General features: G+C 66.8%; 12 protein-coding genes. 10 read left to right on the top strand and 2 right to left on the bottom strand.

The genetic code is table 11. From position 1 onward, the window contains the following. Positions 1-99 precede the first annotated feature (99 nt). On the bottom strand, positions 100-999 hold the full coding sequence (locus GQ56_RS0102310; RefSeq protein WP_031397100.1) for a LysR family transcriptional regulator: 900 nt from the start codon (positions 997-999) through the stop codon (positions 100-102). 554 nt (positions 1,000-1,553) lie between these two features. Here GQ56_RS0102310 and GQ56_RS0102305 point away from each other — a divergent pair. The 6 genes from GQ56_RS0102305 (at position 1,554) to GQ56_RS0102280 (ending at position 8,480) form a co-directional block, all read left to right on the top strand. Continuing rightward, entirely contained in the window at positions 1,554-3,236 is a 1,683-nt protein-coding gene (locus GQ56_RS0102305; protein ID WP_031397099.1) for a GMC family oxidoreductase, read from the top strand. Between the two features lie 453 nt (positions 3,237-3,689). Continuing rightward, entirely contained in the window at positions 3,690-4,469 is a 780-nt protein-coding gene (locus GQ56_RS0102300; RefSeq protein WP_006477266.1) for an ABC transporter ATP-binding protein, read from the top strand. Further along, complete coding sequence (locus tag GQ56_RS0102295; protein ID WP_031397098.1) at positions 4,466-5,221, top strand: ABC transporter ATP-binding protein; 756 nt, start codon at positions 4,466-4,468, stop codon at positions 5,219-5,221. Before GQ56_RS0102300 ends, GQ56_RS0102295 begins: the two co-directional genes overlap by 4 nt. A 77-nt stretch (positions 5,222-5,298) precedes the next feature. After that, positions 5,299-6,498, top strand: a complete 1,200-nt coding sequence (locus GQ56_RS0102290) for an ABC transporter substrate-binding protein (protein WP_031397097.1) — start codon at positions 5,299-5,301, stop codon at positions 6,496-6,498. Between the two features lie 123 nt (positions 6,499-6,621). After that, the gene (locus GQ56_RS0102285; protein WP_031397096.1) at positions 6,622-7,506 is read left to right on the top strand and encodes a branched-chain amino acid ABC transporter permease; all 885 of its coding nucleotides are present in this window, start codon (positions 6,622-6,624) and stop codon (positions 7,504-7,506) included. Continuing rightward, the gene (locus tag GQ56_RS0102280; RefSeq protein WP_031397095.1) at positions 7,506-8,480 is read left to right on the top strand and encodes a branched-chain amino acid ABC transporter permease; all 975 of its coding nucleotides are present in this window, start codon (positions 7,506-7,508) and stop codon (positions 8,478-8,480) included. The genes GQ56_RS0102285 and GQ56_RS0102280 overlap by 1 nt, the downstream gene beginning before the upstream one ends. A 499-nt stretch (positions 8,481-8,979) precedes the next feature. Here GQ56_RS0102280 and GQ56_RS45830 read toward each other — a convergent pair whose 3' ends face one another. Then, a complete protein-coding gene (locus GQ56_RS45830; RefSeq protein ID WP_152601609.1) occupies positions 8,980-9,384 on the bottom strand; it encodes a hypothetical protein in 405 nt (134 codons plus the stop codon). A 227-nt stretch (positions 9,385-9,611) separates the two neighbouring features. Here GQ56_RS45830 and GQ56_RS0102275 point away from each other — a divergent pair, with 227 nt between their 5' ends. From GQ56_RS0102275 to GQ56_RS0102260, 4 genes are all read left to right on the top strand, one after another. Then, complete coding sequence (locus GQ56_RS0102275) at positions 9,612-10,769, top strand: ABC transporter substrate-binding protein (RefSeq protein WP_031397094.1); 1,158 nt, start codon at positions 9,612-9,614, stop codon at positions 10,767-10,769. 199 nt (positions 10,770-10,968) lie between these two features. Beyond that, complete coding sequence (locus GQ56_RS0102270) at positions 10,969-12,024, top strand: branched-chain amino acid ABC transporter permease (protein WP_031397093.1); 1,056 nt, start codon at positions 10,969-10,971, stop codon at positions 12,022-12,024. Between the two features lie 4 nt (positions 12,025-12,028). Beyond that, the gene (locus GQ56_RS0102265; RefSeq protein ID WP_052001035.1) at positions 12,029-13,813 is read left to right on the top strand and encodes a branched-chain amino acid ABC transporter ATP-binding protein/permease; all 1,785 of its coding nucleotides are present in this window, start codon (positions 12,029-12,031) and stop codon (positions 13,811-13,813) included. Next, complete coding sequence (locus tag GQ56_RS0102260) at positions 13,813-14,568, top strand: ABC transporter ATP-binding protein (protein ID WP_031397091.1); 756 nt, start codon at positions 13,813-13,815, stop codon at positions 14,566-14,568. Before GQ56_RS0102265 ends, GQ56_RS0102260 begins: the two co-directional genes overlap by 1 nt. Positions 14,569-14,581 lie beyond the last annotated feature (13 nt).

Below are 14,581 nucleotides of genomic sequence, written 5' to 3'. Positions count from 1 at the left end.
CGCACAATCTAGCAAAAACGCGGGGATGGTGGCGTGACGGCGGGCCGGGGGCGCGGCGAGATGACGCGCGCGGGCCCGGCCGGCCATCATCAGCATCGCTCATATCGCCCACTGGGTTTCGATCAGCCGCAGCGCGGCCGCGATCGCCGGTTCGTCGCGCCGCTCGGCGAGCGTGACGAACGTCAGCTCGGTCGGCACCGTCACGTGCTCGACGATCGTCAGCGCATGCGCGTGCGCTTCGGCCAGCGCGATCGCGTCGCGCGCGAGCGTCAGCCCGATGCCCGATTTGACGAGATCGAGCATCGACTGCTCCTGGTCGACCTCGGCCACCTTCACCGGCTGCGCGCCGGCGTTCGCGAAGCGCCGCGACAACAGCCGGTGGTGCGCGGACGCCGGCGGCGTCCAGATCCACGGCAGCGCCGCGAGCGCCCGCCAGTCGTGCGCGCGATGCACGCGCTCCTTCCAGCCGGCCGGCGCGAGCACGCGATACTGGAAATGCGTGAGGGTGACGGTCTGGAACTGCGCGCCGTCGAGCGGATCGTGTTCGCCCGGCCGGCCGATGTAGTAGCCGACGTCGAGCGTCTGCGCGCGCACCTGTTCGATCACCCAGCCCGACATCCCGTGCCGCAGCGCCGTCTCGATCTGCGGATGGGTCTCGACGAGCGCGCGCAGGAAGCCGCCGAGCCGCAGGAAGCCGGGATCCAGGATCGTGCCGATCCGCAGCCGGCCGCGCACCTCGTGCCGCAGCGCAGCAGCGGCGCGCTGCACGTCGGCGGCCGCGGCGAGCGCGCGCTCCGCATGCGGCAGCAGCGTCTGGCCGTCGCGCGTGAGCGCGAGCCCGCGCGACGTGCGGGTGAACAGCGCCACGCCCAGGGTTTCCTGCAGATGCTTGATCTGCAGGCTGACGGCCGGCTGCGTCAGGTGCAATTGCGCTGCGGCGCGCGTCAGGTTGCCTTCGCGCGCGACCGTCGCGAACGCTCGGAGCAGGGTGAGATCCATCGTCGTGATATGAGCGCGGCTTATAACGCAGTTCAGCATAACTCATTGGATCGGCGCCCGGCAGCCGGAGTACGCTTCGTCGGGTCGTGGCGTGCGGTGTCGCAAGCGCGGCTCGCGACGCACTATGCTGGAAAGGACGCGTGGTATCGCGCTGTGCGGTGCATAAGGACGAGAGTTGTATCGGATGGGTGTGGGGCTGAAGGGTTGGCTCCAATTCAGGCGTGCAGTGGGGGCGGGGTAGTGCGGAGGTGCTGACGTGGGTTGGCTGCCGTGGGGATGGAGTAGGTGCTGAAGCGCCAGCTTCATCCCGCGACGCCATGCGGCGCGCGTAAGCGCTGAAGCACTAACGCGGATCGACCGCCGTGGGGATGGAGTAGGTGCTGAAGCGCCAGCTTCATCCCGCCACGCCATGCGGCGCGCGTAAGCGCTGAAGCGCCAATGCGGGTCGACCGCCGTGGGGATGGAGTAGGCGCTGAAGCGCCAACTCCATCCAGCCACGCCATGGGACCCGCGTAAGCGCTAAAGCGCTAACGCGGGTCGACAGGAGACACAAAATGACAACAGAACGAACGCTGGAAGTCGAATTCGACTACGTAATCGTCGGCGCAGGCACCGCGGGTTGCGTACTCGCGAACCGCCTGACCGAGGATCCCGACATCCGCGTGCTGCTGCTGGAGGCAGGCGGCAAGGACGACTATCACTGGATCCATATCCCGGTCGGCTATCTGTATTGCATCGGCAACCCGCGCACCGACTGGCTGTACAAGACGCAGCCCGAAGCAGGGCTCAACGGCCGGGCGCTGTCGTATCCGCGCGGGCGCGTGCTCGGCGGCTGCTCGTCCATCAACGGCATGATCTACATGCGCGGCCAGCGAGAGGATTACGACAGCTGGGCGCAGGAAACCGGCGATGCCGGCTGGTCATGGGACAGCGTACTGCCGATCTTCAAACGCAGCGAGGATCATCACGCCGGCGCAAGCGACGCGCATGGCGCAGGCGGCTTCTGGCGGGTCGAGAAACAGCGGCTGAGCTGGGAAATCCTCGATTCGTTCGCCCAGGCCGCGCAACAAACCGGCATCCCGGCAACCGACGATTTCAACCGCGGCGACAACGCCGGGGTCGGCTATTTCGAAGTCAACCAGAAACGCGGCGTGCGCTGGAATACCTCGAAGGCGTTCCTGCGGCCCGCGATGGCGCGCCCGAACCTGACCGTGATCACCGGCGCGCAGGCCCGGCGCGTGATCTTCGACGGGCGGCGCGCGGCCGGCGTCGAGTATCGCGGCGACGGCACCGACTACGTCGCGCGGGCGCGCTCGGAAGTGCTGCTGACGTCAGGCGCCGTGAATTCGCCGCAACTGCTCGAACTGTCGGGCGTCGGCGACGGCCGGCGGCTGCAGGCGCTCGGCATCGACGTCGTGCAGGATCTGCCGGGCGTCGGCGAAAACCTGCAGGATCACCTGCAGTTGCGCATGGCGTTTCGCGTCGAAGGCGTGCGCACGCTCAACACGCTGTCCGCGCACTGGTGGGGCAAGCTGATGATCGGCGCCGAATATGCGCTGCTGCAGCGCGGGCCGATGTCGATGGCGCCGTCGCAACTCGGCGCGTTCGCGAAATCCGATCCGGACGATCCGGCGCTCACGCGCCCCGATCTCGAATACCACGTGCAGCCGCTGTCGCTCGACCGATTCGGCGAGCCGCTGCACAGCTTCAACGCGTTTACGGCATCCGTGTGCCACCTGCGGCCGACGTCGCGCGGCAGCGTGCACATCGCGAGCGCCGACCCGGGCAGCGCGCCCGTGATCGCGCCGAACTACCTGTCGACCGATCACGATCGCCACGTCGCCGCGAACGCACTGCGCCTCACGCGCCGGATCGCCTCCGCGCCGGCGCTCGCGCGCTATCGCCCCGAGGAAATCCTGCCGGGCGCGCGGTACCGGAGCGAGGCCGAGCTGATGGAGGCGGCCGGCGCCGTCGGCACGACGATCTTCCATCCGGTCGGCACCTGCCGGATGGGGCGCGCCGACGACGACCGCGCGGTGGTCGACAGCCGGCTGCGCGTACGCGGCCTCGCGGGGCTGCGGATCGTCGATGCATCGGTGATGCCGTTCATTACGTCGGGCAACACCAATTCGCCGACGCTGATGATCGCCGAGCGCGCGAGCGACATGATCCGCGCCGATCGCCGCGCGGCACGCGATGCGGCGCCGGTGCGACCGGAGGCAGTGACGGCCCCGTGACGGAACGCCGACATGCGCGCCAGCGGCCCGTCATGATGATGCCCGCTGATTCGCTATGCGAAACAAACATGCGGCCTTCGTATCGACCGTGCCGATGGCATCGGTTCGACGGGCAGGATTGCCGCGGGCCGTGCCTCCGCGCAGCTTTTTCGTTGCGTGCCCGCGGGCCCGCGTGAAGGGGCGAAGGGCGATGACGCACGCGTCGAAAGACAGGGCGAAAAATCGTGCACAGCCGCATGCGGCATGGCGGACAGCCCTATAAGTGCAAATCCCGATGATTGCACTGCACCAACGGCGAGACAATGTGGCGCAGCGTGCATACGCGTCGGCGCGGGAGACCACCCTCGAGGCGTGACACGGCGCCCCGGGGCAGCCCGCTCATCCGCTGACCTGTTTCGCGGCCGCTTGCGCGAATCTTCCCGGTGCTTCGCCTGACTTCGTACGGAAGGGAACATGATTCTCGGCGACACGATTCTCGAAACACGCGGACTGACCAAGGAGTTCAGGGGCTTCACGGCCGTCAACGGCGTGAACCTGCGGGTGCGTCGCGGTGCGATCCATGCGCTGATCGGGCCCAACGGCGCGGGCAAGACGACCTGCTTCAACCTCCTCACCAAGTTCCTGACGCCGACGGCCGGGCAGATCGTCTTCAACGGCATCGACATCACCGACGAGCGGCCCGCGCAGGTCGCGCGGCGCGGCATCATCCGTTCGTTCCAGATCTCGGCCGTGTTCCCGCACCTGACCGCGCTGCAGAACGTGCGCATCGGCCTGCAGCGCGCACTCGGCACCGAATTCCATTTCTGGCGCAGCGAACGCACGCTGAAGCGGCTCGACGATCGCGCGATGGATCTCCTCACGCAGGTCGGTCTCACCGATTTCGCGCACGTGCCGACCGTCGAGCTTGCATACGGCCGCAAGCGCGCGCTGGAGATCGCGACCACGCTCGCGATGGAACCCGAACTGATGCTGCTCGACGAGCCCACGCAGGGGATGGGCCACGAGGACGTCGACCGCGTGACCGCGCTGATCAAGAAGGTCGCGAGCGGCCGCACGATCCTGATGGTCGAGCACAACATGAACGTGATCGCGGGCATCTCCGACACGATCACCGTCCTGCAGCGCGGCGAGGTGCTGGCCGAAGGCTCGTATGCGGAGGTGTCGAAGAATCCGCTCGTCATCGAGGCCTACATGGGCAGCGCCGATGCGGCGCTCGCGGGGGCGCACGCATGAAGCACAGCGAACGGGAGGAACGCGAATTGAGCGGCGTCGAAAGCGGTACGCCCGCGCTGGAGATCACGGGCCTGGAGGCCTGGTACGGAGAATCCCACATATTGCACGGCGTCGACCTGACCGTGCATCGCGGCGAGGTCGTCACGCTGCTCGGCCGCAACGGCGCGGGCCGCACCACGACGCTGCGCGCGATCATGGGCCTCACGGGCCGCCGCAGCGGGTCGATCAAGGTCGCGGGCAACGAAACGATCGGCCTCGCGACGCACCGCATCGCGCATTTCGGCGTCGGCTACTGCCCGGAGGAGCGCGGCATCTTCTCGAGCCTGTCGTGCGAGGAAAACCTGATGCTGCCGCCGCCGATCGGGCCGCGCGAGCACGCGATGTCGCTCGACGAGATCTACGCGATGTTCCCGAACCTCGCGTCGCGCCGGCAGAGCCAGGGCACACGGCTGTCCGGCGGCGAGCAGCAGATGCTCGCGGTCGCGCGGATCCTGCGCACCGGCGCGAACCTGCTGCTGCTCGACGAGATCTCCGAAGGCCTCGCGCCGGTGATCGTGCAGGCGCTCGCGCGGATGATCGTCGCGCTGAAGGCGCGCGGCTACACGATCGTGATGGTCGAACAGAATTTCCGCTTCGCCGCGCCGCTCGCCGACCGCTTCTACGTGATGGAGCACGGCAGCATCGTCGAGCATTTCCAGGCATCCGAACTGGAAGGGAAGATGCCGACGCTGCACGACCTGCTCGGGGTGTGACGCCGCTCCGTATCCCTTGCCGCTAGCCGTGGCGGCCCTCGAATAACCACAACGCATCAGAACAACAGGAGACGTCAATGAAAATGAAGACCCTCGCGCACGCCTGTCTCGCGCTCGCGACCGCCGCGTTTGCCGCCGGCGCCGCGCAGGCCGCGGATACCGTGAAGATCGGTTTCATCACCGACATGTCGGGGCTTTACGCGGACATCGACGGGCAGGGCGGCCTCGAGGCGATCCGCATGGCGGTTGCCGACTTCGGCGGCAAGGTGCTCGGCAAGCCGATCGAGGTCGTCTATGCCGATCACCAGAACAAGGCCGACATCGCGGCGTCGAAGGCGCGTGAATGGATGGATCGCGGCGGGCTCGACCTGCTGGTCGGCGGCACCAACTCGGCCACCGCGCTGTCGATGAACCAGGTCGCGGCCGAGAAGAAGAAGGTCTACATCAACATCGGCGCGGGCGCCGACACACTGACCAACGAGCAGTGCACGCCGTACACCGTGCATTACGCGTACGACACGATGGCGCTCGCGAAGGGCACCGGTTCGGCGGTGGTGAAGCAGGGCGGCAAGACGTGGTTCTTCCTGACCGCCGACTACGCGTTCGGCAAGGCGCTCGAGAAGAACACGTCGGATGTCGTGAAGGCGAACGGCGGCCAGGTGCTCGGCACGGTGCGCCACCCGTTGTCCGCGTCGGATTTCTCGTCGTTCCTGTTGCAGGCGCAGTCGTCGAAGGCGCAGATCCTGGGCCTCGCGAACGCCGGCGGCGATACGATCAACTCGATCAAGGCCGCGAAGGAGTTCGGCATCACGAAGACGATGAAGCTCGCCGCGCTGCTGATGTTCATCGACGACGTGCACAGCCTCGGCCTCGAGACGACGCAGGGCCTCGTGCTGACCGACAGCTGGTACTGGAACCGCGATGCGGCGTCGCGCCAGTGGGCGCAGCGCTACTTCGGCAAGATGAAGAAGATGCCGTCGAGCCTGCAGGCGGCCGATTACTCGTCGGTGACGACCTACCTGAAGGCGGTGCAGGCCGCCGGCACGACCGACTCCGACAAGGTGATGGCCGAGCTGAAGAAGATCCGCATCAACGACTTCTACGCGAAGGGCTACATCCGCACGGACGGCAGCATGATCCACGACATGTACCTGATGGAAGTGAAGAAGCCGTCGGAATCGAAGGAGCCGTGGGACTACTACAAGGTGCTCGCGACGATTCCGGGGGAGCAGGCGTTCGCGACCAAGCAGGAATCGCGCTGCGCGCTGTGGAAGTAAGCGCGGTTTGGCGGCGCGCGAGCGGCGCGCCGTCAGGCGGCAGCGAAGCGCCCGCTGCGCCGCCCGCGTACGCAATGCCATAAGGTTGCATGCGCAACGAAACTCATTCTGACGGCTAAGTCGATGGAAATCTTTGGCATTCCGTTGCCGGCGATGCTGAGCCAGTTGCTGCTCGGGCTCGTCAACGGCTCGTTCTACGCGATCCTGAGCCTCGGGCTCGCGGTGATCTTCGGGCTGCTCAACGTGATCAACTTCGCGCACGGCGCGCTGTTCATGCTGGGTGCGATGCTCGCGTGGATGGGGCTGTCGTATTTCGGGCTGCCTTACTGGGCGATGCTCGTGCTGGCGCCGCTGGTCGTCGGCGCGTTCGGGATCGTGATCGAGCGCTCGATGCTGCGCTGGCTGTACAAGCTCGATCACCTGTACGGGCTGCTGCTGACGTTCGGCCTCACGCTGGTCGTCGAAGGCGTGTTCCGGTCGATCTACGGCTCGTCCGGCCAGCCGTACGACGTGCCGTCGCAGCTTTCCGGCGCGACCAATCTCGGCTTCATGTTCCTGCCGAACTACCGCGCATGGGTGGTGGTGGCGTCGCTCGCGGTATGCCTCGCGACGTGGTTCGTGATCGAAAAGACGCGCCTGGGCGCGTACCTGCGCGCCGGCACCGAGAACCCGAAGCTCGTCGAGGCGTTCGGCGTGAACGTACCGATGATGATCACGCTCACCTACGGCTTCGGCGTCGCGCTCGCCGCGTTCGCGGGCGTGCTGGCCGCGCCGGTGATCCAGGTGTCGCCGCTGATGGGCCAGCCGATGATCATCACCGTGTTCGCGGTGGTCGTGATCGGCGGGATGGGCTCGATCCTCGGCTCGATCGTCACGGGCTTGCTGCTCGGCGTGATCGAGGGCTTCACGCGGGTGTTCTATCCCGAAGCGTCGGCCACCGTCGTGTTCGTGATCATGGCGATCGTGCTGCTGTTCCGCCCGGCGGGCCTCTTCGGCAAGGAAAAATGATGCAGAGAAAAGTGCTCTACGGCGTGCTGCTCGCCGCGCTGCTCGCCGCGCCGTTCATCGGCGCGTATCCGGTGTTCGTGATGAAGGTGCTCGCGTTCGCGCTGTTCGCGGCCGCGTTCAACCTGCTGATCGGCTATACGGGGCTGCTGTCGTTCGGCCATGCGATGTTTCTCGCGACGGCCGGCTATGCGACCGGCTATTCGCTGCAGACGCTCGGTTTCACGCCGGAGCTCGGCGTGCTGGCGGGCACCGTCGCGGCGACGCTGCTCGGGCTCGTGGTCGGGCTGTTCGCGATCCGCCGGCAGGGCATCTACTTCGCGATGATCACGCTCGCGTTCGCGCAGATGGTCTACTTCATCTACCTGCAGGCGCCGTTCACGCACGGCGAGGACGGCCTGCAGGGCGTGCCGCGCGGCCATCTGTTCGGGCTGCTCGACCTGTCGGACGACGTCGCGCTGTACTACGTGGTGCTGGCGGTCGTCGTCGCCGCGTGCGCGTTCATCGTGCGGGTCGTGCATTCGCCGTTCGGCCAGGTGCTCGTCGCGATCAAGGAGAACGAGGCGCGCGCGATCTCGCTCGGCTACGACACCGACCGCTTCAAGCTGCTCGCGTTCATCCTGTCGGCCGGGCTCGCGGGGCTGGCCGGCTCGCTGAAGGTGCTCGTGCTGGGCTTCGAGACGCTCTCGGACGCGTACTGGACGATGTCGGGCCTCGTCGTGCTGATGACGCTCGTCGGCGGGATGGGGACGCTGTTCGGGCCGCTGCTGGGCGCGGCGCTGATCGTCGCGCTGGAAGACCGGCTCGGCGACATCGGCGAATGGCTCGCGTCGACGACGGGCATCGCGTGGTTCCACTCGCTGGGCGAATCGGCGACGATCGTCACGGGGCTGATCTTCATCGCGTGCGTGCTCGCGTTCCGGCGCGGCATCGTCGGCGAAATGGTCGCGCGGATCAAGCCGCTCAGGGCCTCCTGAGTGCGTGCCGCACAGGCCGCCGCGCGTTGATGCGAAGCACCATCCGGCGTGCTCCGGAAGGGTGTCGCAACCGGCTCGACACGGCGCCGCGCGGCTGGCTGGCGCCCCATTTTCGTGCGGCGATGCACCATAGGGGTAAATGCTAAGTTGTCGCGATTTGAAAGGTCCTTTAATCTTCGTCCCAGTTCTGATGCACCGCGAAACGAATTTGCAGGTGGAGAACGAGGAGACAATCGAGGCACAAAGTGCCCGGACCCCAAAGCGCTGTTGGACGGAATCCAACAGCGCTTTTTCATTTTTGTGCACGGATTTTCACCCGTGGTGCATCGACCTGCGCCGTTTCCGTGTTCCGCGCCTGCGTTCGCACCGCGCTTTTGCCTCGCCATTTCCGCGCATCGTCGCACCTCCTGTTTTCCCCTTGTCATATCCGCCCGCAACGGCGTGCACGCGTGCGCCGGCCGTTCGGGCTTACCCGGTTGGCGGGCCCGAAACGCCTCCGTTACACTTGGCTTTCGCCGACCGGGCGGTCGGGAAAATCGGGCGGTAGTTCTCCTAGAAGCAGAATGCAGAAGAGGGAGTACGGTTGGATGAGACGCGCAGGGCGATGGATCAGGGCAGGAAGGGCGGCTGGCGCCGCTCGTTCGTCGTGGGCTGGGCCCGTGGTCCCCGCGGCTTTCCCGGGCCGTCCTGCGGCCCGTATGCGCGCCCGGGCGTCCTTGCCGGTCGTTGCGTCCGCACCCGTATCGGCAATCGCGGCCGGATGTGCGGTCGCATGAGCCACCGGCCAGCCGATCCTGTTCCGCTTGCGGTTCGGGTCGCGCCCGGCCGGATCGGCGGACATGCCGATCATCGTTGTGCGCGCATCGATTGCTCGCGCGCTCCCGCGTTTCTTCGCTTCCTTCATCCTGACGACACCGCCGCTGCACATCGTGGCGGTCGAACGACCGTTTCGGCGGGCCGATCGTGCGCGCGTGCGGGGTGCCGGCCCGGCCCCGTCACGGATGCCGCGTGTCACGGGAAAACGAGCGTAGGCGTGGCAAGTCGAGATAGTTAAATTATTAACTTGTTTGGGGAGCAGGGCGCCGCCCGGGCGACCCCTGGCTTTTCGGGCAGCGTTTGGAGACAACGTAAATGAAAATGAATCGATGGATGGAGGCCGTGCTTGCCGTGGGCCTCGCGTGCGCGGCGGCGACGGCGTCGGCGCAGGTGAAGATCGGCGTGACGCTGTCGGCCACCGGGCCGGCCGCGTCGCTCGGGATTCCGGAGAAGAACACGATCGCGCTGCTGCCGAAGGAGATCGCGGGCAAGAGCGTGCAGTACATCGTGCTCGACGACGCATCCGACACGAGCCGCGCGGTGCAGAACGTGCGCAAGCTGATCGACGAGGATCACGTCGACGCGATCATCGGTTCGTCCGTCACGCCGAACTCGCTCGCGATGCTCGACCCCGTATCGCAGGGCAAGACGCCGACGATCTCGCTCGCGGCGAGCGCGCAGATCATCGCGCCGATGGACGCGAAGCGCGCGTGGATGTTCAAGGTGCCGCAGAACGACCAGCTGATGGCCGATGCGATCGCCGGTTACATGGCGAAGCACGGCGTGAAGACGGTCGGCTTCATCGGCTTCGCCGACGCATACGGCGACAGCTGGTACAACACGTTCAGCGCGGCGGCCGCGAAGAACGGCCTGAAGCTCGTGTCGAACGAGCGCTTCAACCGGACCGACGCGTCGGTGATGGGGCAGGTGCTGAAGCTGATGGGCTCGAATCCCGATGCGGTGCTGATCGCCGGCTCCGGCACGCCGGCGGCGCTGCCGGCCAAGACGCTGAAGGAGCGCGGCTACAAGGGCAAGGTGTACCAGACGCACGGCGTCGCGAACAACGACTTCCTGCGCGTGTGCGGCAAGGATTGCGAAGGCGAGATCCTGCCGGCGGGCCCGGTGCTCGTGACCGATCAGCTGCCCGATTCGAATCCGGTGAAGAAGCCGGCGCTCGGGTACAAGGCCGCATACGAGAAGGCGTACGGCGCAGGTTCGCTGTCGACGTTCGGCGGCCATGCATGGGATGCGGGGCTGCTGCTGCAGCGTGCGATTCCGGACGCCTTGAAGAAGGGCCAGCCGGGCACCGAGGCATTCCGCGAAGCGCTGCGCGCGTCGCTCGAGAGCGTGAAGGACCTGCCGGTGTCGCACGGCGTGATCAACACGACGACGACCGATCACAACGGCTTCGACACGCGTGCGCGCGTGATGGTGCAGATCGTCGACGGCAAGTGGAAGTTGCAGGCCGAGTAAGTCTCACGTGAAACCGGCATGCGCGGCGCAACGGCGCCGTGCGTGCCGTCGGCAGGGCGCGGGCCGACGGGCCGCGCCGGTGCCGCGTGGAACCGCCGGGGCCGGCAGCGGGGCGCCTGCAAGGCGCCGCTCTTGCCGTCCGTGTTCCCCGGCCGTTTCCGTCTCCGTTGCTCCGCAGCATTTTCGATACACGAAACGTATGGATCTCTCGATTGCGGCGATCCTCGCGCAAGACGGCATCACGACCGGCGCCATTTATGCATTGCTGTCGCTGGCGCTCGTACTGGTGTTTTCCGTCACGCGGGTGATCTTCATTCCCCAGGGCGAATTCGTCGCCTACGGTGCGCTGACGCTGGCGGCGTTGCAGGCGCAGAAGTTTCCCTCCACCTGCTGGCTGCTGTTCGTGATGGGCATCGCGTGCTTCCTGCTCGAAGTCGGCGGGCTGATTCGGCATCGCGAACGCCGCCATCAGCTCGGCCGCACGCTTGCGACGCTCGGCAGCCGCTACATCCTGCTGCCGCTCGCGGTATTCGCGATCACGCGCAGCGTTGCCGCCCAGCCGATGCCGATGCTCGCGCAGATCGCGTTGACGCTCGCGATCGTCGTGCCGATGGGGCCGTTCGTCTACCGGCTCGTCTACCAGCCGATCGCCGAAGGCACGACGCTGCTGCTGCTGATCGTGTCGGTCGCCGTTCATTTCGCGATGGTCGGCCTCGGGCTCGTGATGTTCGGCGCGGAGGGCTCGCGCACCAACGGCTTCTCGGATGCGTCGGTCGCGATCGGCAGCATGACCGTGTCGGTGCAGAGCATTCTGGTCGTCGTCACGGCGCTCGTGCTGATCGGTGCGCTCTACCTGTACTTCGGCCGCACGATCGCCGGCAAGGCGCTGCGCGCGACGTCGGTGAACCGGCTCGGCGCGCGGCTCGTCGGCATCGGCACGACCGAGGCCGGGCGGCTCGCGTTCACGTTCGCGGCGGGGCTCGGCGTGCTGTCCGGGATCCTCGTCGGCCCGCTCACGACGATCTACTACGACTCGGGCTTCCTGATCGGCCTGAAGGGCTTCGTCGGCGCGATCATCGGCGGCCTCGTCAGTTATCCGCTCGCGGCCGCCGGCTCGCTGCTCGTCGGCGTGCTCGAATCGTACTCGTCGTTCTGGGCGAGCGCCTACAAGGAGGTGATCGTGTTCACGCTGATCATTCCGGTGCTGCTGTGGCGGAGCTTCGCGACGCCTCATGCGGAAGAGGAAGAGGAGTGACACGATGAAGACGATGGTACGCAACAAGACCTTCTGGGTGTTTCTCGTGGTGCTGTTCGCGCTGCCGGTGCTGCCCGGCGCGCTGCAGGTGCCCGAGTACTGGATCACGCTGCTCAACTATATCGGCCTCTATGCGATCGTCGCGATCGGGCTCGTGCTGCTGACGGGCGTCGGCGGGATGACGAGCTTCGGGCAGGCTGCGTTCGTCGGTATCGGCGCGTATGCGACCGCGTTCCTGACGACACGGTACGGCGTGTCGCCGTGGCTCGCGCTGATCGTCGGCGTCGTGCTGACGGCGCTCGTCGCGCTCGTGCTCGGCGCGGTCACGATGCGGCTGTCCGGGCACTTCCTGCCGCTCGGCACGATCGCCTGGGGCCTCGCGCTGTTCTACCTGTTCGGCAACCTCGAGCTGCTCGGCAAGTACGACGGGATCAACGGGATCCCGGCGCTGAACCTGTTCGGTCTCGAGCTAGAAAGCGGCCGCAGCCTGTACTTCGTGATCTGGGCCGTCGTGCTGGCCGCGATCGTGTCGGTGCAGAACCTGCTGAACAGCCGGCCGGGCCGCGCGATCCGCGCGCTGCGCGGCGGCGGCGTGATGGCAGAGGCGATGGGGGTGAACACCGCGTGGATGCGCGTCGTGATCTTCGTCTATGCGGCCGTACTCGCAGCCGTGTCGGGCTTCCTGTATGCCCATCTGCAGCGCGCGGTGAACCCGACGCCGTTCGGGCTGAATCACGGGATCGAATTCCTGTTCATGGCCGTGGTCGGCGGCGTGTCGCACGTGTGGGGCGCGGTGCTCGGCGCGGCGATCCTGACCGTGCTGCAGGACTACCTGCAGACGCTGCTGCCGAAGCTGCTCGGCTCGGAAGGCAACTTCGAGATCATCGTGTTCGGCGTGCTGATGGTGCTGCTTCTGCAGTACGCGCGCCAGGGCGTCTGGCCGTTCGTCGCACGGCTGTTCCCGCGCGGGCCGCGTGCGCACGTGCCCGAGCATGCCGATCCGCTGCCGCAGCGCGCGAAGCCTGTGGCCGGCGAAGCGCTGCTCGTCGTCGACAACGCACGCAAGCAGTTCGGCGGGCTCGTGGCCGTCAACGATGTCAGCTTCGACGTGAAAGCAGGGCAGATCATCGGGCTGATCGGCCCCAACGGCGCGGGCAAGTCGACCACGTTCAACCTCGTGACAGGGGTGCTGAAACCGACCGGCGGCACGATCACGTTCCGCGGCGAGCGCATCGACGGGCTGACATCGCGCCAGATCGTCCGCCGCGGCATCGGCAGGACATTCCAGCACGTGAAGCTGTTGCCGGCGATGACGGTGCTCGAGAACGTCGCGATCGGCGCGCATTTGCGTGGCCACACTGGCGTCTGGCGGAGCATTGCGCGGCTCAATGCGCATGAGGAAGCGCAGTTGCTGGCCGAAGCCGCACGCCAGATCCGGCGCGTCGGGCTCGAAAAGCACATGTACGACGAGGCGGGCAGCCTTGCGCTCGGCCAGCAGCGGATTCTCGAAATCGCGCGCGCGTTGTGCTGCGATCCGACGCTGCTGCTGCTCGACGAACCGGCGGCCGGGTTGCGTTACCAGGAGAAGCAGCAACTCGCCGACTTGTTGCGGCGGCTGAAGGCGGAAGGCATGAGCGTGTTGCTCGTGGAACATGACATGGATTTCGTGATGAATCTGACCGACCGGCTGGTGGTCATGGAATTCGGCACGCGGATCGCGGAAGGGCTGCCGCAGGACGTGCAGCAGGACCCGGCCGTGCTCGAAGCGTATCTGGGCGGAGTGGAATGATGACGGACACGACGATGCCGATTCTCGAAGTGCGCGGCCTGGCGGTCCGATACGGAAAGGTGGAGGCGCTGCACGGCGCGGCGATCCGGGTAGGCGCGGGGCAGATCGTCAGCGTGATCGGGCCGAACGGGGCGGGCAAGTCGACGCTGCTGAACGCGATCATGGGAGCCTTGCCGGTCAACGGGCACGCATCGGGCGCGGTCGTGTATCGCGGCCACGACGTCAGTGCGTTGCCGATCGAGCAGCGCGTTGCGCGCGGGATGTGTCTCGTGCCGGAAAAGCGCGAGCTGTTCGGCACGATGACGGTTGAGGACAACCTCGTGCTGGGCGCGTATCGGCGCAAGCAGGCCGGGGAAGCGAACTTCCTCGACCAGCTCGATCACGTGTTCGCACTGTTTCCGCGGCTCAAGGAGCGGCGCAAGCAGGCGGCCGGCACGCTATCCGGCGGCGAGCGGCAGATGCTCGCGGTTGGCCGCGCGCTGATGGGCAAGCCCGACCTGTTGATGCTCGACGAGCCGAGCCTCGGGCTGGCGCCGCTGATCGTGAAGGAGATCTTTCATATCATCAGCGCACTGCGCGGGACGGGCGTGGCGACATTGTTGATCGAGCAAAACGCGCGGGCCGCGCTGCAAATCTCCGACTACGGTTACGTGCTGGAGACGGGCGAGTTTGCACTGGAAGGCGTGGCTGCCGAGCTTGCGCAGAATCCGCGCGTGATCGAGACGTATCTCGGGTTGGCGAAGAAGACGGCTTGATCGACGGCGTGGA

This window comes from Burkholderia paludis, assembly GCF_000732615.1.
GTDB lineage: Bacteria > Pseudomonadota > Gammaproteobacteria > Burkholderiales > Burkholderiaceae > Burkholderia > Burkholderia paludis.
This window is presented reverse-complemented; position numbering and strand designations above follow the sequence as displayed.

Bases quoted from the DNA above. Each gene is read 5' to 3' on its own strand.
- GQ56_RS0102310 (WP_031397100.1), bottom strand. From the start codon at position 999: ATGGATCTCACCCTGCTCCGAGCGTTCGCGACGGTCGCGCGCGAAGGC.
- GQ56_RS0102305 (WP_031397099.1), top strand. From the start codon at position 1,554: ATGACAACAGAACGAACGCTGGAAGTCGAATTCGACTACGTAATCGTC.
- GQ56_RS0102300 (WP_006477266.1), top strand. From the start codon at position 3,690: ATGATTCTCGGCGACACGATTCTCGAAACACGCGGACTGACCAAGGAG.
- GQ56_RS0102295 (WP_031397098.1), top strand. From the start codon at position 4,466: ATGAAGCACAGCGAACGGGAGGAACGCGAATTGAGCGGCGTCGAAAGC.
- GQ56_RS0102290 (WP_031397097.1), top strand. From the start codon at position 5,299: ATGAAAATGAAGACCCTCGCGCACGCCTGTCTCGCGCTCGCGACCGCC.
- GQ56_RS0102285 (WP_031397096.1), top strand. From the start codon at position 6,622: ATGGAAATCTTTGGCATTCCGTTGCCGGCGATGCTGAGCCAGTTGCTG.
- GQ56_RS0102280 (WP_031397095.1), top strand. From the start codon at position 7,506: ATGCAGAGAAAAGTGCTCTACGGCGTGCTGCTCGCCGCGCTGCTCGCC.
- GQ56_RS45830 (WP_152601609.1), bottom strand. From the start codon at position 9,384: ATGAAGGAAGCGAAGAAACGCGGGAGCGCGCGAGCAATCGATGCGCGC.
- GQ56_RS0102275 (WP_031397094.1), top strand. From the start codon at position 9,612: ATGAAAATGAATCGATGGATGGAGGCCGTGCTTGCCGTGGGCCTCGCG.
- GQ56_RS0102270 (WP_031397093.1), top strand. From the start codon at position 10,969: ATGGATCTCTCGATTGCGGCGATCCTCGCGCAAGACGGCATCACGACC.
- GQ56_RS0102265 (WP_052001035.1), top strand. From the start codon at position 12,029: ATGAAGACGATGGTACGCAACAAGACCTTCTGGGTGTTTCTCGTGGTG.
- GQ56_RS0102260 (WP_031397091.1), top strand. From the start codon at position 13,813: ATGACGGACACGACGATGCCGATTCTCGAAGTGCGCGGCCTGGCGGTC.